20 protein-coding genes are annotated in these 26,928 nt (G+C 66.7%); 14 read left to right on the top strand and 6 right to left on the bottom strand.

Annotated elements, in window-relative coordinates:
• Nucleotides 1–30: 30 nt before the first annotated feature.
• Both HLG70_RS25085 and HLG70_RS25080 read left to right on the top strand, forming a co-directional pair.
• Nucleotides 31–1,023 (top strand): ketopantoate reductase family protein, encoded by a 993-nt coding sequence (locus tag HLG70_RS25085; protein ID WP_171662897.1) that lies wholly within the window; start codon nucleotides 31–33, stop codon nucleotides 1,021–1,023.
• A 32-nt stretch (nucleotides 1,024–1,055) separates the two neighbouring features.
• Nucleotides 1,056–2,021, top strand: a complete 966-nt coding sequence (locus tag HLG70_RS25080) for a Bug family tripartite tricarboxylate transporter substrate binding protein (RefSeq protein ID WP_171662898.1) — start codon at nucleotides 1,056–1,058, stop codon at nucleotides 2,019–2,021.
• A 2-nt stretch (nucleotides 2,022–2,023) separates the two neighbouring features.
• On the opposite strand, the gene HLG70_RS25075 is transcribed toward HLG70_RS25080, so the two are convergent.
• The gene (locus tag HLG70_RS25075) at nucleotides 2,024–2,797 is read right to left on the bottom strand and encodes an IclR family transcriptional regulator (RefSeq protein WP_171662899.1); all 774 of its coding nucleotides are present in this window, start codon (nucleotides 2,795–2,797) and stop codon (nucleotides 2,024–2,026) included.
• A gap of 157 nt (nucleotides 2,798–2,954) precedes the next feature.
• Between HLG70_RS25075 and HLG70_RS25070 the strand changes: the two genes are divergently transcribed.
• Together HLG70_RS25070 and HLG70_RS25065 are read left to right on the top strand one after the other, a co-directional pair.
• Complete coding sequence (locus tag HLG70_RS25070) at nucleotides 2,955–4,937, top strand: flavin-containing monooxygenase (RefSeq protein ID WP_171662900.1); 1,983 nt, start codon at nucleotides 2,955–2,957, stop codon at nucleotides 4,935–4,937.
• Nucleotides 4,938–5,804, top strand: a complete 867-nt coding sequence (locus tag HLG70_RS25065) for a patatin-like phospholipase family protein (protein WP_171662901.1) — start codon at nucleotides 4,938–4,940, stop codon at nucleotides 5,802–5,804.
• 14 nt (nucleotides 5,805–5,818) lie between these two features.
• Here the strand turns inward: HLG70_RS25065 and HLG70_RS25060 are convergent, their stop codons facing one another.
• Entirely contained in the window at nucleotides 5,819–6,898 is a 1,080-nt protein-coding gene (locus HLG70_RS25060) for a sensor histidine kinase (protein ID WP_234103221.1), read from the bottom strand.
• Nucleotides 6,899–7,027: 129 nt separating this feature from the next.
• On the opposite strand from HLG70_RS25060, the gene HLG70_RS25055 reads away from it, so the two are divergent.
• Complete coding sequence (locus HLG70_RS25055) at nucleotides 7,028–7,708, top strand: LytR/AlgR family response regulator transcription factor (protein WP_171662902.1); 681 nt, start codon at nucleotides 7,028–7,030, stop codon at nucleotides 7,706–7,708.
• 29 nt (nucleotides 7,709–7,737) lie between these two features.
• On the opposite strand, the gene HLG70_RS25050 is transcribed toward HLG70_RS25055, so the two are convergent.
• The 3 genes from HLG70_RS25050 to HLG70_RS25040 form a co-directional block, all read right to left on the bottom strand.
• Nucleotides 7,738–13,881 carry an autotransporter outer membrane beta-barrel domain-containing protein gene (locus tag HLG70_RS25050; RefSeq protein ID WP_171662903.1) on the bottom strand — a complete coding sequence of 2,048 codons (6,144 nt, stop codon included), beginning with the start codon at nucleotides 13,879–13,881 and terminating at the stop codon, nucleotides 7,738–7,740.
• Between the two features lie 231 nt (nucleotides 13,882–14,112).
• Nucleotides 14,113–14,799 carry a DUF1971 domain-containing protein gene (locus HLG70_RS25045; RefSeq protein ID WP_171662904.1) on the bottom strand — a complete coding sequence of 229 codons (687 nt, stop codon included), beginning with the start codon at nucleotides 14,797–14,799 and terminating at the stop codon, nucleotides 14,113–14,115.
• A 126-nt stretch (nucleotides 14,800–14,925) separates the two neighbouring features.
• Nucleotides 14,926–15,639, bottom strand: coding sequence for a Crp/Fnr family transcriptional regulator (locus HLG70_RS25040; RefSeq protein ID WP_171662905.1), 714 nt, complete (start codon nucleotides 15,637–15,639; stop codon nucleotides 14,926–14,928).
• Between the two features lie 56 nt (nucleotides 15,640–15,695).
• On the opposite strand from HLG70_RS25040, the gene HLG70_RS25035 reads away from it, so the two are divergent.
• From HLG70_RS25035 to HLG70_RS25000, 8 genes are all read left to right on the top strand, one after another.
• The gene (locus HLG70_RS25035) at nucleotides 15,696–16,700 is read left to right on the top strand and encodes an ABC transporter substrate-binding protein (RefSeq protein WP_171662906.1); all 1,005 of its coding nucleotides are present in this window, start codon (nucleotides 15,696–15,698) and stop codon (nucleotides 16,698–16,700) included.
• Nucleotides 16,697–17,482, top strand: coding sequence for an ABC transporter permease (locus HLG70_RS25030; protein WP_171662907.1), 786 nt, complete (start codon nucleotides 16,697–16,699; stop codon nucleotides 17,480–17,482). Before HLG70_RS25035 ends, HLG70_RS25030 begins: the two co-directional genes overlap by 4 nt.
• Nucleotides 17,475–18,173 (top strand): ATP-binding cassette domain-containing protein, encoded by a 699-nt coding sequence (locus HLG70_RS25025; protein ID WP_171662908.1) that lies wholly within the window; start codon nucleotides 17,475–17,477, stop codon nucleotides 18,171–18,173. Before HLG70_RS25030 ends, HLG70_RS25025 begins: the two co-directional genes overlap by 8 nt.
• Nucleotides 18,170–18,610 carry a CopD family copper resistance protein gene (locus HLG70_RS25020; protein ID WP_171662909.1) on the top strand — a complete coding sequence of 147 codons (441 nt, stop codon included), beginning with the start codon at nucleotides 18,170–18,172 and terminating at the stop codon, nucleotides 18,608–18,610. Before HLG70_RS25025 ends, HLG70_RS25020 begins: the two co-directional genes overlap by 4 nt.
• Before the next feature lie 31 nt (nucleotides 18,611–18,641).
• Nucleotides 18,642–20,744 (top strand): TonB-dependent receptor family protein, encoded by a 2,103-nt coding sequence (locus HLG70_RS25015; protein WP_171662910.1) that lies wholly within the window; start codon nucleotides 18,642–18,644, stop codon nucleotides 20,742–20,744.
• A 103-nt stretch (nucleotides 20,745–20,847) separates the two neighbouring features.
• A complete protein-coding gene (locus HLG70_RS25010) occupies nucleotides 20,848–21,639 on the top strand; it encodes a YggS family pyridoxal phosphate-dependent enzyme (RefSeq protein WP_234103220.1) in 792 nt (263 codons plus the stop codon).
• A 145-nt stretch (nucleotides 21,640–21,784) separates the two neighbouring features.
• A complete protein-coding gene (locus HLG70_RS25005; protein WP_171662912.1) occupies nucleotides 21,785–22,993 on the top strand; it encodes a benzoate/H(+) symporter BenE family transporter in 1,209 nt (402 codons plus the stop codon).
• Nucleotides 22,994–23,046: 53 nt separating this feature from the next.
• Complete coding sequence (locus tag HLG70_RS25000) at nucleotides 23,047–24,345, top strand: serine hydroxymethyltransferase (RefSeq protein WP_171662913.1); 1,299 nt, start codon at nucleotides 23,047–23,049, stop codon at nucleotides 24,343–24,345.
• A gap of 31 nt (nucleotides 24,346–24,376) precedes the next feature.
• On the opposite strand, the gene HLG70_RS24995 is transcribed toward HLG70_RS25000, so the two are convergent.
• Entirely contained in the window at nucleotides 24,377–25,876 is a 1,500-nt protein-coding gene (locus HLG70_RS24995; protein WP_171662914.1) for a PLP-dependent aminotransferase family protein, read from the bottom strand.
• Between HLG70_RS24995 and HLG70_RS24990 the strand changes: the two genes are divergently transcribed.
• On the top strand, nucleotides 25,875–26,927 hold the full coding sequence (locus HLG70_RS24990) for a LysR family transcriptional regulator (RefSeq protein WP_234103219.1): 1,053 nt from the start codon (nucleotides 25,875–25,877) through the stop codon (nucleotides 26,925–26,927). The genes HLG70_RS24995 and HLG70_RS24990 overlap by 2 nt on opposite strands.
• Nucleotide 26,928 lies beyond the last annotated feature (1 nt).

The raw sequence follows: 26,928 nt of genomic DNA, 5'->3' as shown, positions 1-26,928 counted from the left end.
CCCACGGCGGCCGATCTTCGTAGCGAAAAAATGAAAAATTCTCATCAGTGCCGCGTCGCGGTATATGGTGCGGGTGCGATCGGCTGTCTGCTGGCCGCGCGCCTGGCCAAGGCAGGATGCGAAGTCTCCGTGATCGCCCGCGGCCAGACCCTGGCCGCGCTGCGGCAAAACGGCGTGAGCCTGACCGTCGACAGCGTCACGCAAAGCTATCCCGTGCAAGCCACGGACGATCCGGCCGACATACGCGGGGCCGACTATCTGTTCCTGACTGTCAAGCAGCAGGCGCTGGACGAAATCGGCGACCGCCTCACGCCCATGCTGGCCGCGCACGGGGCCGTCGTGCCGGCCATGAACGGCATCCCCTGGTGGTATCTGCCCACGCTGAATTCCGCGCTGGGCGACGCGCCGCTGCGCTTGGTCGACGCCCACGGCATCCTGAAGCGCGCCGTGCCGCTGGAGCGGGTGCTCGGCTCGGTCGTGTACATCGCGGCGCATACGCCGGCGCCCGGCGTTACGGTGCAGAACGCCCGCAACAACCTGATCATCGGAGAGCCCAACGGCGAGATCTCCGCCCGCGCCACCCGGTTGGCCGGCTTGCTGACGGCCTCCGGCCTGCAATGCGACATCAGCCCGCGCATCCATGAAGCCGTCTGGATCAAGGCGGCCGGCAATGCCACGTTCAATCCATTGAGCGTGCTGGCCAACGCCGGCATGAACGAACTGGTTGAAGACCCCTACCTGAACCGGCTGGCCCGCGCGATGCTGCAGGAATACCTGAAGCTGGGCACGGCGTTGGGGCTGCCGCTACAAGTGACGGTCGAACAACGGATGAAGGCCGCCGCCAGCGCTGGCGCCGCGAAGACATCGATGCTGCAGGACGCGCTGAAAGGCAAGCCGCTGGAGGTCGACGCCCTGATCGGCTCCATGGTGGAGATTGCAGAAAAGCTGAACCTGGACATGCCCTACGCCAGCATGGTGTGGGGACTTATCCGGCACCGGAACCGCAGCGTCGGTTCAATTTGAAAACCAAACCTATAAAACCTCTGGAGACAAACATGAAATGGCTATCGCACTTCCTGGCCGCATCCCTGGTTTGCGCGGGCGCCGCCGCCCACGCGCAGGGCTACCCGGCCAAGCCGATCAACATCGTGGTTCCGTTCACGCCCGGCGGCGTCACCGACGTGATGACCCGCCAGATCGCGGCCAAACTGCAGGGCGACCTGGGCCAGCCCGTCGTGGTGGTCAACAAGCCAGGCGCCGGCACCATGATCGCGTCCTCGTTCGTGGCCAAAGCGCCGGCCGACGGCTACACGCTGCTGATGGCCGCCTCGTCGCTGGGGATCGCGCCCAGCCTGTACAAGGAAACGGCCAACTACGACCCGGTCAAGGACTTCCAGCCCGTGTCGCTGATCGCCAGCGTGCCCCACATCCTGGTGACCGGCAACCAGGTTAAGGCCGCCACCGTGAAGGACCTGGTCGCGAACCTCAAGAAAGATGGGAAGCCCGCGACATTCGCCTCGTCCGGCAACGGCACGTCCAATCATCTGGAAGGAGAGCTTTTCGCCGCGCTGACCGGTTTGAAGATGACGCATATCCCCTACAAGGGCAGCGTCCCCGCGCTGACATCCCTGGCGGGCGGCGAAGTCGATCTCCTGTTCGTGGACATCGCGGCCGCCAAGCCCTTCCTCGACGCGAACAAGGTACGTCCCCTGGCCGTGACCACCAAGACGCGATCCAGTGTCTTGCCCGACCTGCCCACGGTGGAAGAATCCGGATTGCCGGGCTATGACGCCATGCCCTGGCTGGGCATCGTGGCGCCGGCCGGCACGCCGCCCGCCGTCATCGAGCGCCTGCAGGCCTCGTTGCAGAAAATGAAGGCGTCTCCTGACATCCAGGAGCAATTCAAGAAGATGGGCCTGGACGCGTTGTTCAGCAAGCCCGACGAATTCGGCGCCTTCATCGTCAGCGACAGCGCCAAGTGGGCGGCGCTGATCCAGAAATCCGGCGCGACCGCGGAATAGGCCTATTCCCCGGAAAACCGGGGTTCAAAGCCCTCCGCGCGCAGTTCCTCGGCGATCAGCTCGGCGATCCTCAGCTTCCTGTCTCCTTGCATGCGGCTGTTGATCGCGGCGACGCTGACCGCCGCATAACTGCCCGGCGTGATCTGAAAGTTCATGCCGACGCCGCTCACGCCTTCGGTGACGAGGTTATCCGTGCTTGCGTATCCGAGTTTCCTGGTCTGCGCCACCAGGCGCCGCAACTGCGCCAGGGTGGGCCCCTTGGGCCGGAATTCATCCCGGTGCCGCGCATACAGCTTGTCGATCTCGTCGTCCGAGAACAAGGACAGCAGCGTCATACCCGCGGAACCGATTCCCAGCACCCGCATTCCTCCCACTTGCAGCACCAGCGCCTTCACGGGAAAGGACCCTTCTTCGGACAGCAGGCAATGTCCATAGTCGCCGTTGCGCACCACCAGGAACGCCGTGTCTTCCGTGCGGCGCGCCAGGCGCTGCATGAATGGCCGGCAGCGGTCCAGGATGGGCGCGCCTTTCATCGCCGCCAGCCCCAGCTGCATCGCTTCCAGCCCCAGGCGGTACACCTTGTTCGCGTCGCGCTCCACCAGCCCGGACTCCACCAGGCTGCAAGCCAGCCGGTAAGCCGTGGTGCGGTCCAGGGCGGCAGTCTGCGCCAAAGCATTCAGCAGGATTCCCGAGGGGTGATGCTCGGCGATCTGCTTGAGCAAGCCTAGCGCGCGAAACACCGTCTGCGCGCCCTTCACGTTCTTCTCGTCACCCATTGTTTTCGCCGTTTCACTGTAATTGTGCACATATTAAACGTTGGTGATTATTTTGTTTGCATCATGAATATTCACGATGGAATCATGGAAATCTGGCGGCATCGAACTTGCCTCCACGCCGACTGAATCCCTACGCCATTCAAAGAAGGACCCCTCTATGCATCGCGATACCCAGGCTTCCGATTCCCCGTTCAGCAACGACGCATGGGAGGCCACGCTCAAGCGCGCGCTGTGCAGCGCCAACATCCCCACCTTGCTCATGGTGCTGGTCCACCTGACCGGCGACACGCAATGGCTTTCCGAGCGCTACCAATGCACGCGCATCCGGGGCCTGGAGGACAATGATCCGGGCGGTCTGCCGGAAGAGGTGCAGGACGAGATCCGCCAGGCGGCCTACGCCGCCGTCATCCGCGCGCGGCAAGGCCAGGCGCCGGCGCTTCCCGCCCCCACGCACGCACAGCTGGTCGCCATGCTCCACACCAGCATCGGCGAAGACGTCCCCGACTCCTATGGGCCCATGATCGCCAGCTGGCTGGGCCTGGATCCCGACTTCGCGCTGGAGCAACGCCACGCGTTCTCCGTGCCGCAGGGATACCGCGTGTTGATCATCGGCGCAGGCGTGGCCGGCCTGTGCGCGGCCATACGCCTGCAGGGCGCAGGCATCCCGTACGTTCTGATCGAGAAGAACGCCGAGGTGGGCGGCACCTGGTACGAAAACCGCTATCCGGGCGCCGGCGTCGATACGCCCAACCACATCTATTCTTACTCGTTCGCCAAGCACGACTGGTCGCGCTACTTCGCCCTGCAGGGCGAGATCCAGGGCTATTTCGAAGGCGTCGCGGACCAGTTCGGCGTTCGTCCCAACATCCTGTTCAACACCCGCGTCGAATCGGCCCGCTACGACGAAGTCCATGCGCGCTGGGATGTGCGCGCCGTGGGGAACGACGGCCAGGTGCAGGACTTCGTCGCCGATATCGTGATCAGCGCAGTGGGGCTGCTGAACGTGCCGAAGCTGCCACCGATAGCGGGCCTGGATACCTTTGAAGGCCCCTGCTTCCATACGGCGAACTGGCCGGAAGACCTGGACCTGCGCGGCAAGAAAGTCGGCATCATCGGCAACGGCGCCAGCTCCATGCAAGTCGTGCCCGCCATCGCCGACCAGGTGAAATCGCTGACCGTATTCCAGCGATCCAAGCAATGGGCCGCGCCCTTCGAGAAGTTCCAGAAGCCGGTGCCCCAGGATGTCCGCTTCCTGCTGCGGGACGTGCCCTACTACCAGGAATGGTATCGCCAGCGCCTGGCCTGGATCTTCAACGACCGCGTCCACGCGACCCTGCAGATCGATCCGCAATGGCCGCATCCGGAACGCGCCATCAACAAGATCAACGACCGGCATCGCGAGCATTTCACCAGCTATATCAAGACGGAGCTGGGTGCGCGCCAGGATCTGCTGCCCGATGTGCTGCCGGACTACCCGCCCTTCGGCAAGCGCATGCTGATGGACAACGGCTGGTTTCGCACCATGGCGCGCGATCACGTCAAACTGGTCACCGGCGGCATCGACAGGATCACGGCCGGCGCGGTCGTCAGCGATGACGGCACCGCGCATGAACTGGATGTCCTGGTGGTGGCGACCGGGTTCGACGCGATCAATCTGCTGTCCTCATTCAAGCTGTACGGCCGCGGCGGACGCTCCATCCGCGAAGCCTGGGACAAGCAAGGCGCCGAAGCCTTCATGGGAGTCGCCGCGCCGGATTTCCCCAATCTGTTCATCCTGGCGGGACCGAACACCGCGCTGGGCCACGGCGGCAGCGTCGTCGCCCTGCTGGAAACCCAGGTGCGCTATGTGCTGGGTCTGCTGCAGCAAGGCATGGCGCGCGCTGGCGGGCGCTTTGAAATCGAAGTCCGCAAGGACCGCCACGACGCCTACAACGCGCGCGTGCAGGCGGCCCACGATCGCATGATCTGGACCCACAAGGGCATGAGCAACTGGTATCGCAATGCGCATGGCAAGGTGGTCGCGCCCACCCCGTTCCGCAATGACGACTACTGGCACATGCTGCGCAAGACGGACATGAACGACTACTTCTTCCGGCCGGCGACGACTGTCGACGTCCCCGCCCGGCAAGAGGTGGCCTGAATGACAGGCGTCAACGGCGGGCGGTGCCTGGTGCTGGGATGCGGCGGCGTGACCGGGCTGGCTTGGGAGATCGGCGTCCTGGCGGGCCTGGAGCGCCTGGGCGTGGACCTTGCCGCGGCGGACCTTTTCATCGGTTGCTCCGCGGGCGCCGTCGCGGGCGCCCAGCTGGCCCACGGCATGCCCGTCGCCCGGCTGCTCGCGCGGCAGCTGGACGACGCCGCCGCGGGCGCGGAGCAATTCCGTCCGTATTCGCAGCAATCAGCCGATGAGAAAAACCGCCAGCTGTATGACAAGGTGGGCGGCGACCTGGCGCTGGCTCGTCAGCGGGTCGGCGCGTATGCGCTGCGCAGCGACACCCCGACGCTGGCCGAACGGCGCGACATCATCGCTTCCAGGCTTGCCGCCGCGGATTGGCCCGCCCGGCCCTTGCGCGTCGTCGCCGTCGACACCGCGACGGGCGAGGGGCGCAGCTTCGGCGCCGAAGACCAGGTGGACTTCGTGGATGCCATTGCCGCCAGTTGCGCGGTGCCCGGATCATGGCCGGCCGTGCCGATCGGTGGCGCGACCTACATGGACGGCGGCATCCGTTCGATGACCAACGCCGATCTGGCGGTCGGGTTCAGGACAGTCGTCGTCCTGGCTCCGCTCGGGTACCGCGACGGCAATCCGGTCAGCGGCCATCTGCGCCAGGAACTCCAGATGCTGCGCGCGGCCGGCGCCCGGGCGCATGCCGTTCTTCCCGACCCGGCAAGCGTGCAGGCCATCGGCGACAACGTCCTGGATCCCGCCAGGCGCGCGGATTGCGCCGATGCCGGGGTCCGGCAGGCTGGCGCGATTGCGCAGGCCGTGCAGGACATCTGGCGCTGACCCACGGTTGAGCGCTACAGCGGCGCCGGCTCGCCTCTGAGCCTGATCTCGGCCACCGTCAGATCGCCGCGCTGATTCAACGAGAATTCGTAGCGGTCGGCGTATCGCAATGCCAGGCGGCGGCACAGATTACCGAGCCCGCCGCCGCTCTGCACCAGGTCGAATGGTGCTTGCAGCTGGCCGGGGTTATCCACCTCGATGATCAGTAGATCGCCCTGGAGCCGGGTGCGGATGTGGATCACGAACCGGTCATGTTCGGAACGCATGCCGTGCTTGATCGCATTCTCCGTCAGCCCCTGCAGCGTCATGTGCGGTATGTTGATCTTCAGTGTGGCCGGGTCGATCTGGCATTGGCACTCCAGCTGCCTCTCGAAGCGCAAGGCCTGTATGCGTACATAGGCCTGGGCGGCCTCGATGTCCTCCTCCAGCCGGCACAGCCCGCGCCCGCGCCGGTCCAGCGAATAGCGCAGATAATCGGCCAGGCGACGCGTCATCTCTTCGGCGACGGCGGGACGATCGGCGATCTCGGCCACGATGGTATTGAGCGAATTGAAGAGGAAGTGGGGCTCTATCTGCAGTTGCAGATGTTCCAGCTCCAGCCTCAGGGAGCGGGTCTCGGCCTTCATCTTGGACATGCGGTCGGCACGCGCGGCAAGTTCGGCCGACACGCCGAAGTAGATCAGCGTCCAGATGGAGAGTATCCCCATGTAGTAGATGAAGCCCAGCCGGTATTGGTTTCCCGGTATCGCCCCGATCACGTCAGGCAACAACAGATGATTGATGGCGTAGGCGATCGAGGCCAGCAGCGCCGAGGCCGCCAGGCACAGCAACACCGCGCACGCAAGCACCAGAATGGGTGCATCGGCCTTGGCCGACCGGCGTCCATGCAGCACGGCGGCCGCGCTGGTCAGGACGAACGCCAGCGGCTCCAGCGCCAGCGTCAGCCAGAAAGCCGCGACAGCGTTGCCGAACACGGCCAGCCGGATGAAGTAGCCAATGACCGCAAGGAATAGCCAACCCACTATCTGGGCGCGCCAGAACCCCGGGGAAGATTCCCCCTGGCTGAGCCCCTGGCCGATCGATGTCAATATCATGGACGCGCCACCAGAAAGGGCCATATTCACGCTGAGCGCCGGGTAGCCGGACGCCGCGCATGGCCTTATATTTACCTGCGGATTGGACCGAAAGAATATACTCGCCACACCCTGGCGCCAGAGAGAACCATGCTACGCGTGCTGATCATCGACGATGAGGCTCCGGCGCGGCGCTACCTGCGCCGGCTGCTTGAAGCCGCACCCGCGGTCCAGGTCGAAGGCGAGGCCGCCACTGTCGAACAGGCTCGCAGGCTGATCCGGGACCACAATCCGGATGCCATTTTCCTGGACATCGAACTGGCTGCCGGCACGGGATTCGATCTCCTGGACGGCGAGGAATCCGCAGCCTCCGTGGTCTTCGTCACCGCGCATACCGACTATGCCGCCCGCGCCTTCGACGTCGAGGCGGTCGACTACCTGCTCAAGCCGGTCTGCCCCGACAGGCTCACCCAGACGTTGGCGCGGCTGCGGCCCCGCACGACCGGCCACCTGTCCATGCGAACAAAGGCCGGCACGCGGCTGATCAAGGTTCAGGAACTGACGGTCATGCAAGCCCAAGGGGACTATGTGCGCCTGTGCAGTGCCGCCAGCGGCAATGAGCTGATGCACATCACACTCAAACGCCTGGCGGCCCAGCTTCCCTTCCCGCCCTTCTGCGCCTTGTCCCGGTCGGTCATCATCAATCTCGAGCATATTTCCCAGCTTGAGCAGCGGCCCGGCGCGCAGACCGAAGTGAAGTTCAACAATGGCGTCGATTCCATCGTCCTGGGCCGTGTCGCGTCGCTGCGCCTGCGGCGCGCGCTGGCATAGGATGCCGCCCGGGACCGGTTCGCCGGCGCTCAGAATGGCACCATTACCTTCAGCGATGCGCTGTTGCTGCGCACATGCTGCGAGAACTGACCTTCGTACTGCAAGCGGAAATCCACGCCTCCCGCCTTCATCACCGCCAGGCCCGCCCCCACGTTGCCGATGACGTCGTCGATGGGCAGCGATGTGTCGAATGATCCCGTTCCTGCCGGCGCGCCGCGCAGGCGCGCGCTCGACGTCCACTCGTTCTGCGACAGGAAGGACGCGCCCGCATACAGGAACGGGCGCAGCATCGCTCCATTCTTCAGTTCCGCGCGGCCGCCGAATTCGATCATGGGCGATACGCCCAGGATGAACTGGTCGCTGCCATCGACCGACAGCGCCAGCGGGTTGGAGCCCGACTCCTTGTATCCCGGCATGCGGCTGTAGCTGACATCCAGATCCATGTATGGCTTCACATACATATTGCCGTACGCGAACGTGCGGGCGGCGCGCAGGCGCGCATTGAAGCCATACACGTCGGGCCGGCTGGACACGGTTTCCTGATAGCCGGCGATATCGATGTTCCGGTCCATGCCGTAGTCGCCGTAGCCGCCACCCAGGGCCGCGGAAAACACCCATTGCCCCTCCTGGCGCTTGAGCACCACGCCGGCATAGCCGCTGTCGCCATTGCCGCTGACGCTGCCGTCGCCGGCGCGCACCCGGCTGTTTTCGTACGCCATGGAGCCTCCCAGGAACCAGCCGGGGCTGACTTCGCGCTGGCCGCCGAACTGGTACGTGACGGTGTCGTAGTCGAAGCCCGACGTGCCGCGGCTGCCCTCCTGCCGGGTGGAGCGCCCGCTTACCTGGCCCCAGAAGCAGTTCTGTTCGCCGGTCATCGCATCCGCGCCGGTGAATGTGGGGCACGACATCATGGAACTGGTGAACTGTCCCATATTGGCGGCGGACTGCACCGCCGGCGCGAGGGTCACGCCCGGCGACAGATTCGCGACGCTGTCGCGATAGGCGCCGGCCCCCTGGCGCGAAGCCAGGTCGAGCTGCGCGTATAGCGGCGCCAGCGCGGAATTTCCGCCCGCATCCCAGGTGCGCTGCAAGTGGTTCGCGACCTGGCTCTGGTTCTCCTTCAAGCCCATGGAAGATGCATTGAAATCGGCCGATTCGACGCGAATGCGCGTTTCCGGCCCAATCTGGCGTGTTTCATAGTCAAACACCGGGCTGTCCACTGCCGTGAGCGATCCCTGCGAATTCCCCCGCACCGTCACAACAGGCAGTTCGCGGTTCGGCAGCAGCGCTTGCGGCAGCACATCCATGCCCCCAGCCAGAGTGGCATCGCCTTCGATGACCATGCGCGAGGACCGCAACTTGTCGAAATCCACATCGGCGCGCAGCACGCCGCTATTGGACTGAGTCAGACCGCCGCTGACGGTCAGGGTCTGGAACTGGCCAGGCTTGCCGATCACGATCAGCCCGTCGTTGCGGACGTTGGCATTGTAGGTAACGGCGTCGGTGGCCACGGCGCTGGCGTTATTGTTGAGGAAGCAGGCAATGTTCCCGTAGGGGTTGCTGCACAGCGTGCTGCCGGCCAGCGTGCCGAGGTTGTTGATGGTCAGCGTGGATTTCGGCGAGGCGATGTACCCGTCGTAGCGCACGGCCACGTCCGACATGGCGCCTAGCGAGGCGCCGGCATTCACGACCAATTGGTTTTCCTTGCCCGCGGCGATCCAAACGCCACTGCCGGATCCCGATCCCCCCTGCACATTTCCGTTGACGACGACCCCGACCGGGTCTACCCAGGCGGCGCCGTCGCTTTGCGCGAAGATGCCCGCCGATCCCGCGCCCGTGGCCTGCAAAGTGCCCGATTGCTGGACGGCGACGGGGCTCCCGGTGCCGTTCTGCCCGGTGGCTCCCGCGAAACCGCCCTGCGGGCCGCCGGCAAGCCCGCCGCCGCCGCCGACAGATTGCGCGACGATGCCGTGCGCATTGGCTCCGCTGGTAATCAGAACGCCATCGAAGGCAACGCTGACCGTGCCGCCCGCGCCGCCATCCGAGCCGGACACCGACTGCCTGTTAAATCCCTGCGGATTGAACTGAATGGCTTGGGACACGTCGCCCAAGATGCCCCCGCCCCCGCCGATGGATTGGGCGACGACGCCGTGCGCGCCGGCGCCTCGCGTCGTAATGCTGCCGCTCAGGTCGAGCCTCACATCGCCGCCGTTCGCGCCGTAGGAGCTGTTCCGCTGGCTGCCCAGCTGGATCGTGCCCATGCCGCTTGCGGTGCCCGTGGTCGCGATGCCGCCGCCGGCGCCGATGGACTGCGCGACGACGCCCATCGCCCTGGCGCCATAGGTGTTCAGGTCGAGCCCAGTGGAAACATTGACGGGGCCGCCGTAGCCGCCGCCGCTGGCGTTGCCCGCGATCATGCTGAACTGCTGGCTGCCGGGGTTGGCCGCCGAACTGGCGCTGCCCGCCATGGCGATGCCGCCACCTCCGCCGATGGACTGCGCGACCAGCCCGTAGGCGCTGTCGCCCTTGGTCTGGATGGTGGCCCAGCTGCCGCCGGTGATGGTGGCGGCGCCGCCGTTCCCCTGCATGCCGCCCAGTTGCATCTGGCCGCGCGCCTGCGGCGAGCCCGATCCCGCCATGCCTCCGCCGCCGCCAATGGACTGCAGCACGACGCCCGCCGCGCCATAGCCTTCGGTGTTGAAGGCGTTGACGCCGTCGCCGTTCAGCCAGGCCGTGATTTCGCCGCCCGAGCCGCCGTTGCCGCCGCTGCCCCCGACCGCCAGGGTCACGTTGGAAATGGATACGCTGGAGGACACCGCGGACGCCCCGCCCGCGCCGCCGCCGCCGCCGATGGATTGCACCACCGCCGCATCCGCATAGTCGCCGTAGGTCTGGGTGGAGGCTCCCAGGATGGCGGGCGCGCTGCTGCTACCAATGGCTCCGCCATTCCCGCCCGCTCCGCCCGTCCCGCCAACGGCCACGTTGAACTGATAGGTGGTCCCGGAATCGTCCACCCATGGGAGCGGAGAGGTGCTGCCGCTGTTGCCGCCCACGGCGCCGCCCAGGCCGCCGGAGCCGCCGATGCTCTGCGCCAGCAGGCCGTCGGCGTCGGCGCCATAGGTCGTGATGTTGCCATCGCTGTTCAGGTTGATCGCGCCGCCGTTGCCTCCTCCTCCGCCGCCGCGGCCGACGGAGACGGAACCGCGGAAGTCCGTGGTGCTGTCTTCTTCGGACGCGCTCAGCTCCAGGCCGACCTGACCGCCCTGCGACGCCCCGCCGCCGCCACCGATGGACTGCAACAGCGCGGCGCGCGCGCCGTCGCCACGCGTGGTCACCGAGCTGCCCGGGTCTATCGTCAGGCTGGCGGTGCCGCCATTGCCGCCCGAATTGCCGCTGCCGCCCAAGGCCATCGTGATCGAAACATCGGCATCGGTGTTGATGCTGCGCCCCGTGGCCGATCCCACGCCTCCGGCGCCGCCGCCGCCGCCCACGCTTTGCACCAGGATTGCATTGGCGGAATCGCCCGAGGTGGCAATGCTGCTGCCCTGCATGACCAGCGACGCCGTGCCTCCCGTGTTGCCCGGGCCGCCGCTGCCGCCCAATGCGGACTGCAGCGATCCGCCGACCGAGTCGCCCGTGCCGATCACCGTGGACGTTGCGGAGGCGCTGCCGCCCATGCCGCCGCCGCCGCCGATGGACTGCACGATCACGCCCTGCGAATTCGCGCCCTGCGTCGTGATCCCGGCGCTGGTCAGCATGGCCGTGGCCGTGGACCCGGCTCCGCCGGAGGAGCCCGAGCCGCCCATTGCAAAACTGACCGCCACGCCGAATGATGCGTCTTCGTCGGGAACCGCGATGGTCAGGGCCTGGGCCACCGACGCGCCACCGGCCCCGCCGCCCCCGCCCACCGATTGCACGATCACGCCATGCGAGTCGCTCGAGCCCGTGTTAACGCTGGAGTTGGAGATGGCGGCGGTCGCCACGCCGCCGGCCCCGCCATTGCCGCCCGTGCCGCCGACCGCGACCGCCATGGAGAACCCCACGCCGGCATCGTAGGCGGACGCTGCGCCGCCCGTGCCCCCGCCTCCCCCGATGGATTGCGAGACGATGCCGTAGCCATGGTCGCCGCCCGTATAGACCGAACCGCCGCTCAGGTTGGCCGTTGCCTGCCCGCCCGCGCCCCCGCCCCCGGCGGTGCCGCCAATCACCGCCACGCCGTTGGCGCTGCCGCCGTCGCCACCGCCGCCGCCGATGGATTGGGCCAGCATGCCGATGGAAGCCGAACCGTTGATGCTCAGGCTGCCGTTCTGATTGATGTACACCGTACCGCCGGCGACGGCGCTGCCGCCGGCGCCGCCCACCGAGACGAGACCGGCGCTGGCGCCCGCCGTACCGCCGCCCCCGCCGATGGCTTGCGCCACGATGCCGTGCGACGACGTTCCGAAGGTGGTGATGGCGGTGCGGCTGTCGATATTGACCGCGCCGCTGGCGCCGCCGTTGCCGGCCTCCGCGCCGGCATTGCCGAACATCTCGAAATTGCCCGTGGTGGTGCCGCCGATGCCTCCCATCGACTGGCCCAGGATGCCGATCGAATAATCCCCCTGGGTTCTGATCGTGCCGCCCGCGGTTCCGGTCGAGGCATCGCCAGTCGTCACATTGACCGTGCCGCCGGTGCCGCCCACGCCTGCGTTCTCCGGCGTGAAGTCGACCAGGCCGCTGCTGGTCTCCACGCCGCCGCCTCCGCCGCCGACGCTGCGCGCGACAATGCCATGGGATTGAGTACCGTAGGTGGATATTCCGGCGCTACCGCTCATGCCGACCTGCACGGTACCGCCATTGCCTCCGTTGGCACCGTTGCTGCTTTGGCGTCCGGGGCCGCCGTCGCCGCCCTGGCTGATCACGCTCACGCCGGGCAGGTAGGAGCCGCTGGTGGTGATCGACGAGCCATTGTTCAGCGTGACGGTCGCCGACGAAAGGGCCGAGCCCCCGTTGCCGCCCCTCTCGCCGGTGGTGTTGGTGCTGGTCATCGGCCCGCCGCCGCCATTGCCGCCCAAACCCACCACCACGATGCCGCCGGACAGGGACGCCAAGGTCGTCGGTTCCTGCAGGGAATTGGTGGTGACCGAGATCTGCCCGTTGTTGACGGCGGCCATGGTGCCGAATCCGCCGCCCTGGCCGCCGTTGTCGCTGCCGTCGCTGGAGGTAAAGCCCGCATTGCCCTGGCTGGTGACATACAGCCCGCGCACGCCGTTGGTCAGGAGGTTGCCGGTGGCGTTGCCAGGAACATCCACATTGACCTGCACCTTCCCGCTGTTCGTGATGATCGTGGCGGCGGCGGGGTTTCCGCCGCCACCCGTGCCGCCCCAGCCGTTATACACGCCGCCGGCGCCGCCGAGCGATTCCGCGCCGATGCCCCAGGCGTAGCGGCCCGCGCTGCCGGACGACACCGAGACCGAGCCGGTATTGGTGATATTGACGATATCGCTGTTGCCGCCATTGCCGCCCACCTGGTCGCTGCCCGCGGCGCTCATCTGGTTGCCGCCGGTTCCGCCTATGCTGGCCCCGTAGATGCCCACGCCGCCATAGGGCAGCGCCTGCATCTGGACCTGTCCGATGTTGCTGATATTGACGGCCGACCCGTTGCCGCCGCCGCCGCCGCTGCCGCCGCCAAAGTTGTCCGGCGGCGTGCCGCCCGTGCCGCCCACCGATGCGCCGTAGATGCCGAACTGTGCACTGGAATCGTCCCAGACGCCCGGCGCGGATCCTTGCGGGGTCTCCGTGGGAAAGACGTCGGTCTCGACCGATCCGTAGTTGGTGATGGTGATCGCGCCGCCCCAGCCGCCAAAGGTGCCGCTGTCCTTGCCGTCGGGGGAACCCGTTCCGCCTTTCAGGCGCACCAGCAGAGCCGCCTGCTGGGGGTTTGGGCCCAGGTAGCCGCTGTTGACCACGATGTAGTTGCCGCCATAGCCGCCGCTGCCGTTGCCGGTGCCCGTGCCGCCGGTGTAATCAACGGTCAGGTTGCCACTCTGGGTGGCATCGACAGTGCACGTGGTGGTGGTGGAGGGGTTGGGCTGCGGGCAGCTGATATCGGCAAGCGCGGGTTGCGCCAGCATCAGCCCGAGCATGGTTGCAGCCCCCTTGCACGCCGGCAGGTTGGCGGTCAGCTTCTTCATATCGAATCCTTTGCGGGCAGCCGGTACGGCTTAAACCGAAGACGTATCGATTTTTGTCACCACGCAAAAGGAAGGCATGCTTTTTTCGACGAAACGTCGATTTGCTTCGGCGTAACGGCCTGTCCCGCCCGTCAACGCAGGATTCAGCCCGATTTGGAACGAAATTGTTTCGAATAACTTGGCAAGCGCGTAACGAATTGCGCCCGGAATCAGTCCTTTGGCGAGCAGGCCTCAGGCCCTGCAGAACGTGATCTGGAAACTGCCCGGCAATTCAAAGGCCACGTGGTGGCGGACCTGCGGCTCGATCAGCACCTGCTGGCCTGCCGTCAGCACGGCCTCGGCGCAGGGCGGGTCATCCAGCGTGAAGCGCAGCACGCCCGCGTGCACCTTGAGCAGGCCCCAGGTGCCGGCCTTGGTGGAATGCGTGGCCTTCAACGCATCCGGCAGGTTCTCCGGCGTGAACACCGGACTGTCCTTGTAGGGCCGCACTCCCTCGGGCAAGGCGTCGGGCAAGCTGGGAATGGCTGCGCGCTGCTGCCACACGCTCCACAGCTTGGCGGCAATGCGCTCGGCCATGGCGTCCACCTTCGCCTGCAGGGCGGGGCAGCCCAGCTCCGCCGAAGTGCCGTGAAACAGCGCGAGCCAGCGCTGGAACAAAGGCCAGGACAAGTCCGGAATCCGAGCGTGCGCGGGAATCGGCGCGCCCTTGAAACGGCGCGTGCCCAGCACCAGCGACGACCAGAAGTCGCACAACATCTCCAGGTGATGATCCCAGTCCGCCACGCGCCCATTGAAAATCGGCCCCAGCACCTCGTCCTGGCGCACCTTGGCATAGAAACGGTGGACCAGCCGGCGGATATCGTCTTCCGTATAGGACGCCGTCGGGCTGGAAGGTTGGGCAAGGGCGGAATGGACCATGGCTGGGCTCGGGCGTCGGAATCACTTGCCCATTCTGCGGCCCCCAGCCTCCGGCTCCCATGACGCAAGTCATTGGAGCACCGCCGTCCGCGCCGGCAGCGGACGGCTCCGCGGCCTGGCCCGCATTCAGAAGGGCCGCCGCGCCGTCAGCGACAAACCGGCCAGATAGGCCGGGTCGTGCAGAACCCACTGGCGGCGCTTGCCGCTGATGTAGCCCTGCGCCTGCCAATCGGTGAGCAGCCGGCTCAGCGTCTCGGGCCGGATGCCCAGTTGGGCGGCTAGCTGGCGCTGGCTCAGGGGCAGCGTCAGCTCACTGCCCTGGCTCTCCTGCAGTCCAACCAGGTAATTGGCCAGCCGCTCCGCCGCAGAGCTGGATGTCATCCAGTCGACCTTGTTCACCTGGTCATAGACGGCCTTGCTCATTCCCGCCAGCAGCTTGAGCGCCAGATCGGGCCAGCGCCGGCAAGCGTCATGCAAGCGCTTGCGGGACAAGCGCCAGCACAGCACGTCGCTGCGGGCCCGTGCCTGCATGGGGTAGCGGCCATGCGGCATAAACATGGCAGCCTCGGCCATCAGCTGCCCCGGTTCAAACACCCGGAAGACGCGTTCATCCCCGTTGTAGCTGTAGCGCATCACCTCCGCCTGACCGCTCTCGACCAGCAGATAGTGGCGCGCCTCATCGCCTTCGCGAAACAGTATCTGCCCCGCCGCGGCGTGCAGCGCGCTCGCGTCGAGCAGGAGTTCGGCGGCCACGTCAGGCGGCAATCCGCTCAGCAGCGGATGCCGAGCCAGCAATGCCGCGACGGCGGCGGGCGGCTCGGGCACATTGATATTTGTCATTCTGGGCCTTCCGGCATGAGTGGGAGAATAGAACGATAATAATTCGTATTTAGAAAATGACCGTCGACCTGCACACCCGCCGCCGCCTTTGCGCGGCAGCACTGGGCGCCGCGCTGCTGCCGCGCCTGCATACCGCCCGAGCCGCGACACCGCGACGCCATGCCCAATTGACGCTGGCCGGCCCGGGCGCCGTGGTCAGCTATCCGCTGATGCATATGGCCGCCAACGGCGCGCTATCGGACTACACCGACAAGCTGCGATTCCGCCTCTGGCAAACGCCGGACCAGTTGCGCACGCTGCTGGTGAACCGGGACATCGACTTCAGCGCGGCGCCCAGCACCCTGCCCGCCCTGCTGCACAACCGCGGCATGCCCGTGCGCCTGCTGAACATCTCGGTGTGGGGCATCCTCTGGCTGGTCAGCCGCGACCCGGCGGTAAAGACCTTCGCCGACCTGGCGGGCCGCGAGCTGGTGGTGCCGTTCCAGCGCGATCTGCCGGCCGTCCTGCTGGACACTTTACTGGAAGCCCAGGCCGCCCGCGGGCTGGCGCCCGTCTCCTTGCGGCGCACCCGCGACGGCCAGGACGCGATCGCCCTGGTGCTCAACGGCCAGGCCGAACACGTGCTGCTGGTCGAGCCCATGGCGTCGCTGCTGCTGTGGCGGGCGGCGCAGCCCGGCGGCTTGCCGCTATACCGCGCGCAAAGCCTGGAACAGGCCTGGCGCAGCGGCTTTCCCGAGCAGCCCTCGCTGCCGCAGGCCGGCGTCATGGCCGCGGCCGGCGTGGCTGACGATAGCGGCCTGTGCCTTGCGGTGGATCAGGCCTACGCGGAATCGGCGCGCTGGTGCGCCGCCAACCCGGCGGCCTGCGCGGACCTGGTGCGCGAACACCTGCCGCATCTGCCCGCCGCCGCGGTGGAGACCGCGATCCGCAGCACCCGGCTGGAAAGCCGCAGCGCTCGCGACGCCCGGCCCGAACTGGAAGCCCTGTACCGGCTGCTTGCCAGCCGCTTTCCCCAGGCCATCGGCGGCGACCTGCCCCCCGTCGGCTTCTACGGGCCATGAGCGCGCCTCCCACCGGGCGTGGCCCGGCACGCACCTCGCGCGGCTGGAGCGTGGCCGGCGTGCTGCTGTTGCTGCTGGCGTGGCACCTGACCGCCCGCCAGCTCGGCCCCCTGCTGATGGCCACCCCCTGGGACGCGCTGCGGGCGATCGGCCCGCTGGTGCGCAGCGAACAGTTCTTCGCCAACGCCGGGATCAGCCTGATGCGAATCGGCGTGGGCGTGCTGGCCGGCGCATCCATCGGCTTCGCGCTGGGCGTGCTGGCCGGTCACAGCGCGCGCCTGCGCGGGCTGATCGAACCATTGCGCTGGCTGCTGATGGCGATGCCGCCCGTGGTGATGGTGGTGCTGGCCATGCTGTGGTTCGGCCTGGGATCCCCGATGGTCATCTTCATCACGACGCTGATGATGGCGCCGGGCATGTACGTCAACACCGTCAAGGGCATGCTGCACGTGGACCGGCAATTGGTGGAAATGACGCACGTGTACCGCTATGGCGCGTGGCTGCGCCTGCGCCATCTGTACCTGCCCGCATTGAGCGCGCCCCTGCTCGCGGCCCTGCTCATCGCCATGTGCGGCGGAGTGCGGCTGGTCGTCATGGCCGAGGTCCTGGGCGCGGAGAACGGCGTGGGCTACGCCCTGGCCAATGCCCGCAGCACCTTCGACACCGCCGAGCTGTTCGCGTGGGTGCTGCTGATCTTCGGCCTGGTCGCCGTGCTGGAGTTCGCGCTGCTGCAGCCGCTGCAACGCCGCCTTGGCCGCTGGATGGAGCCTAGCCATGCTTGAGATGCAGGCACTGACCCTGCGCTACGGCGCCCAGACCGTGCTGGAACACGTGGACCTGCGCCTGGCGCCGGGTGAACGGCTGGGCCTCCTGGGGCCCAGCGGCGCGGGCAAGAGCTCGTTGCTGCGCCTGGCCGCCGGCCTGCTGCGGCCCAGCGCAGGCACGCTACGCAATACGTTCAGGCATCCGGTGCTGGTGTTCCAGGAACCGCGGCTGCTGCCTTGGCGGCACGCGCTGGACAACGTGGCGCTGCCCTTGCGCGCCGCCGGCCATCGCGCCGACGACGCGCGCGCCATCGCCAGCGGCTGGCTGGCCCGGGTCGGCCTGGACGCGGCCGGGCAAGCCTGGCCAGGCGAGCTGTCCGGCGGCATGGCCCAGCGCGTCTCGCTGGCGCGCGCGCTGGCCCTGGAGCCCGATCTGCTGCTGCTGGACGAACCCTTCAGCGCGCTCGATCCGGGCCTGCGCCACCAGCTTTCCACGCGCTGCGACGAGGAACTGACCCGGCGCGGGGCCGCCTTGCTCTGCATCAGCCACGACCCGCAAGAACTGCTGGGCCTGGTGGACCGCTGCGTAGTGGTCGACCAGGGCCGCGTCACGCCTGTTCCATTGAGCGGCCCCATCGGCAGTCCGCAACGCGCCGCCGACGCGGTACGCCTGCGCACCCTTTTGCTTGCCACAAGGAAACAACCATGACTTATCTGCTGTTGCATATCGTCCACCTCTTCGCCGCCCTGGTTTTCATTGGCACCGTCATTTTCGAGGTGCTGTTTCTCGAACCCGTGCAACAGCGGCTGTCCGCGGACGTGCGCAAGGCGCTGTCGCAGGAACTGGGTCCACGTGTCCGGACGGTCATGCCCTGGGTGTTGCTCGTTCTTTACGGCTCCGGGCTGGGCATGGCCTGGCAATACCGCGCCGTGCTTGCCAGTCCCGGCAGTTCTGCGTTCGGCACCCTGCTGCTCATCAAGATCGCGCTGGCCACAAGCGTGCTCCTGCATGTCATCACCGCCATGACGCTGGCGCGCCGCAAGCGCCTGCATGCTGCCTTGCGCGCGAAGGTGCATCTGAGCGTGTTCTGTCACATGGTCGGCATCGTATTGCTGGCCAAGACCATGTTTCACATTTCCTGGTAACGCCCAGACCGCTCTTAGTGGAATTCTCCTGATGTCTACCCCTGTCCTGCGACAATTCGCGTCCAGTCTTATCCTTACCGCCCTCGGGCTGTCCGTGGCCCTAGCCCAGGAGGCACCTGTATTGGCCCCCGTACTAGTGCAGGGCCTCACCATCCCGCGCGCCCTGGAGCCCAATCTGCAGCGCACGCAAGCCGAACTGCAGGCCGTGCCTGGTGGCACCAACCTGACACAGCCCCAGCAGGAAGTGCGCCTGATCACGCTGCGCGATGCGCTGGACTATCAGCCTGGCGTGATCGTGCAGGAATTCTTCGGCGGCCTGGACCAGCCGCGCCTGAACATCCGGGGCTCGGGCATCCAGAGCAATCCGCTTTCCCGGGGCATCCTGCTGATGCAGGACGGCCTGCCGCTCAACGACGCGGACGGCTCGTTCATCATCAGCCTGCTCGAACCGCGCAATGCAGGCCTCATCAGCGTGCGGCGGGGCGCCAACGCCCTGGCGCCCGGCGCCAGCACGCTCGGCGGCGAGGTGGACTTCCAATCCATCACCGGCACCCAGGGCGACTTCATCCGGCTGGGCGGCGGCAGCTTCGGCACCCGCAACGTGACGCTGGCCAAGGGCTTCGAGGACGACCGGTTCGACGGGCGCTTCAGCTTCGGCTATGACAAGTCGGACGGCTACCGCCATCACTCCTCGTCCGAGCGCACCAGCTTCCAGGGCAACGTCGGATTCCGCCGCGGCGCCTTCGAAAACCGCACCTATCTTTCCTATACCGACCTGAAGTTCGATATCCCGCAGCCCATCCCCAAGGCGCGCATGTATGAAGACCCGCGCAGCGTGCTCGGCGACGGCAAGACGCCGCAGGACCTCGCCAATAACGTCTACCTGCGCGATCCGCACCGCGACACCACCCAGTTCCGCCTGGCCAACCGCAGCTTCTGGGGGACCGAAAACCTCAACCAGACCGCCGGCGTCTACTGGCAGCACACGAAGGACGACTTCACCAACCCGCAAGTCGCCAACCTGACGGATGGCGATACCTACGGCCTGCTGTGGCAGCTGGCCGGCAAAGTCGGCACGGTGGACTACCGGGTGGCGCTGGACTGGCAGCGCAGCGACATGGACCGCGACCTGGTGGCGATCCGCCCGGCCGACGGCCAGCGGCTGCAGCGCTTCGGCGCCTACGACCTGCGCGCCGAGAACCGCAGCGCGATGGTCGGCCTGGACTGGCACCTGACGCCGCAGTTCAGCGTGGTGGGCGACCTCAAGTACAGCCAGGCGGTGCGCGACGCGCACGAACGAAACAGCGGCAAGACGCTGGATCAGGACTGGAACTACGCCACCCCGAAGCTCGGCATCATCTGGCAGCCCGCCGCATCCCAGCGCTGGTACGCCAACGTCAGCCGCAGCAACGAAGCGCCCACCTTCTGGGAAATCGTCAACGGGGAAGTGGCCGCCCCCATGAACCCGGCCACCGCCAGCACCTCCATGAGCAAGCTGGACCTCCAGCGCGCCCTTACCTATGAAGTGGGCGGCGACGGCACCTTCACCGTGGCCGGCCGCGACCAGCAATGGAGCGTGTCGCTCTACCGCAGCAAGGTCGAAGACGAACTGATGTCCGTCACGAACGAAAACGGCACCCCGGCCGGCACCTACAACTACAACGGCCGCACGCGCCATCAGGGCATCGAAGCCGGCCTCTCCGGCACGCTGCCCTCGCCCGGCGAAGGGATGTTCGACTACCGCCTGGCCTACACGCTCAGCGACTTCCGCTTCCGCAGCGGTGAATACGAGGGCAACCGGATCGCGGGCGTGCCGCGCCACCTGCTCAGCGCCGAAGTGATGTACCGCATCGGCGGCCTGCGCCTGGGTCCGAACCTGCGCTGGCTGATGAGCGACACCGAAACCAACCACGCCAACGCGCCCGGAACCCAGCAGGAGGCCTACGCGCTGCTCGGATTCAAGATCGCCTACGAATATGACGCGCACTGGAGCGGCTACCTGACGGCCGACAACCTGACCAACAAGACCTACGCCAGCAGCTACGCCATCCGCAACACCGCCACTCCCGCCATGCCCATTTTCCTGCCGGGCAATGGCCGCGCATTCAGCGCGGGGCTGGCATACAAGTTCTGATCCCCCGGCGGCGCGCAAGCCAAAAGCGGTATGCCCAACTTGGAAAATGTGGAATGCCTGGCCCGTCCGCAACGCTCTAAGATGGAATTTTTGGGATACCGTCTTGGCCACGCAGAACGAAGACCCGGCCGGGCTTGCGCACTCGACCTACCCGCAAGCCCTGTCCGTGGCGGATTTCAGATCCAATCTCGCCACCGTCAATGGCCGCATTGTCCAGGCATGCAAGCGCGTAGGCCGCGACGCATCCACCGTGCGCCTGCTGCCCGTCAGCAAGACAGTGGATGCCGCCCGCATCCGTCTCTCCTACGAAGCGGGCATACGGCAGTTGGGTGAAAACAAGGTGCAGGAAGCCCATTCCAAATGGGAGCTCATGCGCGACCTGCCCGACCTGCATTGGTCCGTGATCGGACACCTGCAAACCAACAAGGCCAAGGTGGTGGCGCGCTTTGCCTCGGAGTTCCAGGCGCTGGACAGCCTGCGCGTCGCCGAGGAACTCGACAGAAGATTGCAGGCCGACGGACGTTCCCTGGACGTATTCGTTCAGGTGAACACCTCGGGCGAAGACAGCAAATATGGGCTCGCTCCGGAGGCGGTAGCGCAATTCCTGCGGGCCATGCCGGCATACAGCGCCCTGCGGGTACGCGGTCTCATGACCCTGGCGATGTTCTCCGCCGATGTCGCGCTGGTTCGGCCATGCTTTGTCCGCCTGCGCGAGCTGCGCGACCAGCTTCGCCAGACCGCGCCGCAGGGCGTCCGGCTGGACGATCTTTCCATGGGCATGTCCGGAGACTTCGAGGTCGCCATCGAAGAAGGCGCCACTGTCGTCCGAGTGGGCCAGGCTATCTACGGGTCGCGCGCGCAGCCCGATTCGTTCTATTGGCCCGCCAGGCCCTGAACATCTCCGGCCACTCTGGAACGTACAAAGCGGTCTGCCATTATCTGAGAATGTGGCATGAATAGACATGCCACCCCGATCTTAAACTCCTGCTTCAGTCCTGGCCTGCGAGTCGGCCGGCTCGTTCATCAGCGTGGAGTGATTCATGAGCACATCGCCGGCAGGCCTTCGAGCCGCCGATTTTTTTTCGCCGACCGTCGCGGCGCTTATCTCGGTGCTGGTCAACTACGGCGGGACCTTCGTGCTGGTTTTCCAGGCCGCGGAGCTTGCTGGGCTGACACCCGCCCAGACCGCCTCCTGGGTTTGGGCGGTGTCCGTCGGCGTCGGCGTCACCGGCGCGTGGCTCAGCTTTCGCTACAAGGAACCCATCATCACGGCCTGGTCGACGCCGGGCGTGGCGTTTCTTGCCACCGTGATGCCGTTTACTCCCTACGGCGAGGTCATCGGCGCCTATGTCATTTCGGCGCTGGGGTTTGTGGCGCTGGGCATGTCCGGTGCCTTCGAAAAGCTGGTGCGCATGATCCCGGGCGGCATTGCCGCGGGCCTGCTGGCCGGCATTCTGCTGCAGTTCGGCGTCAACGCCTTCGGCGGCGCCAGCGTCGATCCGCTGCTGGTGATCGTGCTGGTCATCTCGTACGCGCTCCTCAAGCGGTTTACCACAAGGTTCGCCGTGGTTGGAATCCTGGTCATCGGCCTGGCGCTGCTGATCGCCCAGGGCAGGATCGACTTCTCCGCGATCCACCTCAGCCTTGCCAAGCCCGTGTTCGAAATGCCGCGGTTCTCCCTGAATGCCCTGCTGGGAGTCGCGCTGCCCTTGTTCATCATCACGCTGACGGGACAATACATGCCCGGCATGCTGGTGCTGCGCAACGACGGCTTCAAGACCAGCGCGAATCCTATCCTGGTTGCGACCGGCCTGGGCTCGCTCGCCATGGCTCCGTTCGGCGCGCACGCTTTCAACGTGGCGGCGATCACGGCGGCAATCTGCACCGGCAAGGACGCCCATGAAGATCCCCGCAAGCGCTACATCGCAGGCCTGGCCTGCGGGCTGTTCTACATCCTGGTGGGTACATTCGGAGTCACGCTGGCGGCGCTGTTCATGGTGCTGCCCAAGGCGTTCATCACCGCGCTCGCGGGCCTGGCCCTGCTGGGCGCCATCGGCGGCAGCCTCGCCAACGCCATGGCCGACGCGCGCACCCGGGAAACCGCGCTCATCACCTTCCTGGCCACCGCGGCGAACGTCACCCTGCTTGGCGTGGGCGGCGCGTTCTGGGGGCTGGTCGCCGGCCTGACTGCGCATCTGCTCATTCACGGCGGACATCGCACGCTGATCGGCAGCGCGGCCAAGCCGTAGCGAAACGCACCGGCGCCAGCTTGCCACCTTTTTCTTCGACACAGGCATCCAACATGACGAACATTGCACAAAACGACGACCAGGCGCTTTCCGCTGTCAGCGCCCTTGGCCTGCAGCAGGCCGACCGGGACATCTGGGCCGCCATCGACGCCGAACGGCGCCGCCAGATGCATTCGATCGAGCTCATCGCATCGGAGAACTTCGTCAGCCGCGCGGTGCTCGATACCCAGGGATCCGTATTCACGAACAAGTACGCCGAGGGCTACCCGGGCCGGCGCTATTACGGGGGATGCGGGAACGTCGACGTCGCCGAGGAGATCGCCATCGATCGGGCCAAGCGTCTTTTCGGCGCCGGATACGCCAACGTGCAGCCGCACTCCGGCAGCCAGGCCAACCAGGCCGTCTATCTGGCGCTGCTGACGCCAGGGGACAAGATCCTCGGCCTTGATCTCAAGGCCGGAGGACACCTGACCCACGGCGCCAAGGTCAATATGTCGGGACGGTGGTTCCAGACGCTCAGCTACGGAGTGGATCCGGCGTCGCAGCGGGTGAGCATGGACGAAGTCGAACGCATCGCGCGGCGGGAGCGGCCCAAGCTCATCGTCGCGGGCGGCTCGGCCTATTCCCGCACGCTGGACTTCGCGCGGTTCCGCGCCATCGCCGACGAGGTGGACGCGGTATTCATGGCCGACATGGCGCATTTTGCCGGACTGGTCGCCGGCGGCGTCTACCCATCGCCGGTGCCATTTGCCCATGTCACGACGACCACGACTCACAAGACGCTGCGTGGGCCGCGCGGCGGCATGATCCTGACCAACGACGCTGAGATCGCGAAGAAAATCAATTCAGCCGTATTCCCCGGCCTGCAGGGTGGTCCGCTGATGCATGTCGTCGCCGCCAAGGCCGTCGCCCTGGGCGAGGCGCTGCAGCCATCGTTCCGCGCCTACGTCCAGGCCGTGATCGAGAACGCGCAAGCCTTGTGCGGCCGGCTCGCACAAGGCGGGCTGTCCATCGTGTCCGGCGGCACGGACTGCCACCTGGGCGTGGTCGACCTGCGCCCCTGGGGGCTGGCGGGCAACACGGCCGAACTGGCCTTGGAACAGGTCGGCATCACACTGAACAAGAATGCGGTGCCCTATGACGACGCCAAGCCGACGGTGACCTCCGGCATCCGGGTGGGTAGCGCCGCCTGCACCTCGCGCGGCATGGGCCCGGATGAATTCGAGGAAATCGGCGACATGATCCTGGCCCTGCTCGGCGGCATTCGCACAGGCGCCATCGACCGCCGCACCGAGGAATCCATTCGCGCGGGCGTGGCCGGGTTGGCCAAGCGCTTCCCGCTGCCCTACTGAGCCCCCACGCGGTAGCCGCGCAATCCCGCCGCTACCGCTGCCTCAAGGCATTGCAGAGCCGCAGCACGGCGGCCTCTATCTCATACTCGGTCAGCGAGGCATAGCCTAGCAGCCAGCCCTGCATCCCATTCGAGCCGGCGTACAGCCGGCTGATGCCGGGCAGCAGCAAGCCAGCCGCCGCCGCCTGGCGGATCGTCTGTGCCTCGGACCATCCTGGCTCCAGCAGGCAGGGCACCTGAAGCCCGCCAGCCGGCCTGACCGCGGTCGCGATGCCTGCAAGATGCTTGCCGATCGAATCGAGCATGGTCTCCTTGCGCGCGGCGTACAGCTTGCGCATGGCGCGGACATGGGTGTTGTAGTGCCCGTCTTCCATGAAGCGGGCCAGCGTCAACTGCAGAATCTGCGGTGTGTGCCCATCCATGATGCTGCGCGCCCGGGAAAACGCGCTGACCAGTTCACGCGGCAAGGCCATGTACCCCATCCTGAGGCCAGGATAGAGCGTCTTGCTGAAGGTGCCCAGATACAGGGTCCGCCGATACCGGTCCACACCTTGCACGCATGCCGTCGGCAGTCCGTCATGATGGAACTCGCTGTCATAGTCGTCCTCGATGATCCACCTGCCGTTCTCGCCGGCCCAGCGCGTCAACTCCAGCCGGCGCTCCAGCGACAGGGTCACCCCGGTGGGATATTGATGCGAGGGCGTCACGTAGACACAGTTGGCGCCGCTGCGGTCCGCCCGCAGCAGGTCGGTACGTATCCCCTGCCCGTCGACGTCGATCGGCACGATCCGGGCCTCCGCGGATTCAAACGCCTTCCTGGCGCCGAAGTACCCGGGATCCTCCATCAGGATGGGCTTGCCCGCGTCCACCAGCAATTGCGCGCACAGGAACAGGGCCTGCCGGGTGCTGCTCAGCACCAGGATCTGATCGGCCGATACCTTGGCGCCGCGCTCCAGGTTCAGGTAGGCGGCAATCGCCTTGCGCAGCGGCTCCGCGCCCTGCGGATCGCCATGCAACAACACATGGGCGCGGTAGTCCTTCATCGCCTGGCGCTGCAGGCGCTCCCAGACATCGGTCGGGAAGGTGCGCGTTTCCGGCAGCCCCGTGGCAAACGCCTTGACCGCCTGCTGGTCGACGACGCCGCCGCTGTCGAATATCATCCGGCCGCGCCGGCTCAGGCCCGTGCCCGGCTCCGCCGCGCCGGGGCCGGCGTCCTGCGGCCTCATGCGCCTGCGCCCGGCGCCCCGCAATTCGGCGCCGACCGTCTCGGACACGTAACTACCCGAACCCTCGCGCCGCACGATATAGCCATCGCGATGCAGCTGCACATAGGCATTCTCGACGGTGTCGCGGGCAACGCCCAACGACAGCGCCAGGCCCCGGGTGGCGGGCAGTTTCACGCCCGGACCCAGCGCACCGTCCAGGATCAGGGCGCGCAATGCGCGCTGTATGCGCTGGTGCAGGTCCAGCAGCTGGAACTCGGCATCGCCCATCCGCATCTTCAGCGTTTCAAGTTCGAATGTCTTTGCCATGCGGTCTGCCCAAAATAAGAAAATTGGCCTGATGAAGCCAGCCATATTATCGGTAGACTACCGCAAGCGCCGCATGCCGGCGGAACACCGCCCTGGCCCAAGGCCCCCGAACAACCGGACATGCGGAGCAGGCATGGATTTCAGGCAACTCAAGCAGTTTGTCGTGCTTGCCACCGAATTGAACTATCGGCGCGCTGCCGAGCGCCTCAATATGACTCAGCCGCCCTTGAGCATCGCCATCAAGCGGCTGGAGGCCGAGATCGGCGCGCCGTTGTTCGAACGGGATCGCCTGGGCGTTCGCCTGACGACGGCGGGTGGCGCCTTTCTGGGTGAAGCAAGGCGTCTGCTCGACGGAGCGGAATCGGCCCTTGAGGCCGCCCGGGATGCCGCGCATGGGCGTGTCGGCACCCTGCGGGTATGTTCCGTTCCCAGCGCGGCGCTCCGATTGCTTCCGCAGATTCTTCCCGAGTTCACCAAGCTGTTTCCGCATATCCGGCTGCGCCTGACCAGCGGAAGCACCGTGAGCATATTGGGAGAGCTGCAGCGAGGCGAACTGGATGCCGCCTTCCTGGTTCCGCCGGCATCCCAAGTCCCCGGGATCCAAATGATCGCCCTGAACCGCCAGCGGCTGATCCTGGCCGTCCCCGGGGTCCATCCCGCCGCCGGCAGGCTGGCCGTGGCGCTGTCCGAGCTTGGAGACGAAACCCTGGTGACGCTGGCGCATTCCGACAGCCCCGGCTTCGCGGGCGAGATCATGGCGGCTTGCCGGCAGGCGGGCTTTCACCCGAAAGTCATGCAGGAGTCCTCCCACGCCTTGATCAGCCTTCCGCTGATTGCCGCAGGGCTTGGGGTTGCCATCGTTCCCGAAGCCCTGCGACAGATCGCCATCGACAATGTCGCCTACGTCAATGTGGTGGATACATCCGGCGCGCCGCTGACCTACCCGATGGCGCTGGCGGTGCATGCAAACGGCATGAATCCGGCGGTCCGCTGGTTCTCCGACACCGTCCGCAAGGTGCTCGCCCCGCATGCCGGTGCGCGGGAAGCCTGAC

The organism is Achromobacter deleyi (assembly GCF_013116765.2).
Taxonomy (GTDB): Bacteria; Pseudomonadota; Gammaproteobacteria; order Burkholderiales; family Burkholderiaceae_B; genus Achromobacter; species Achromobacter deleyi_A.
The sequence above is the reverse complement of the archived record's forward strand: the minus strand, read 5'-3'. Positions and strand labels throughout refer to the sequence as shown.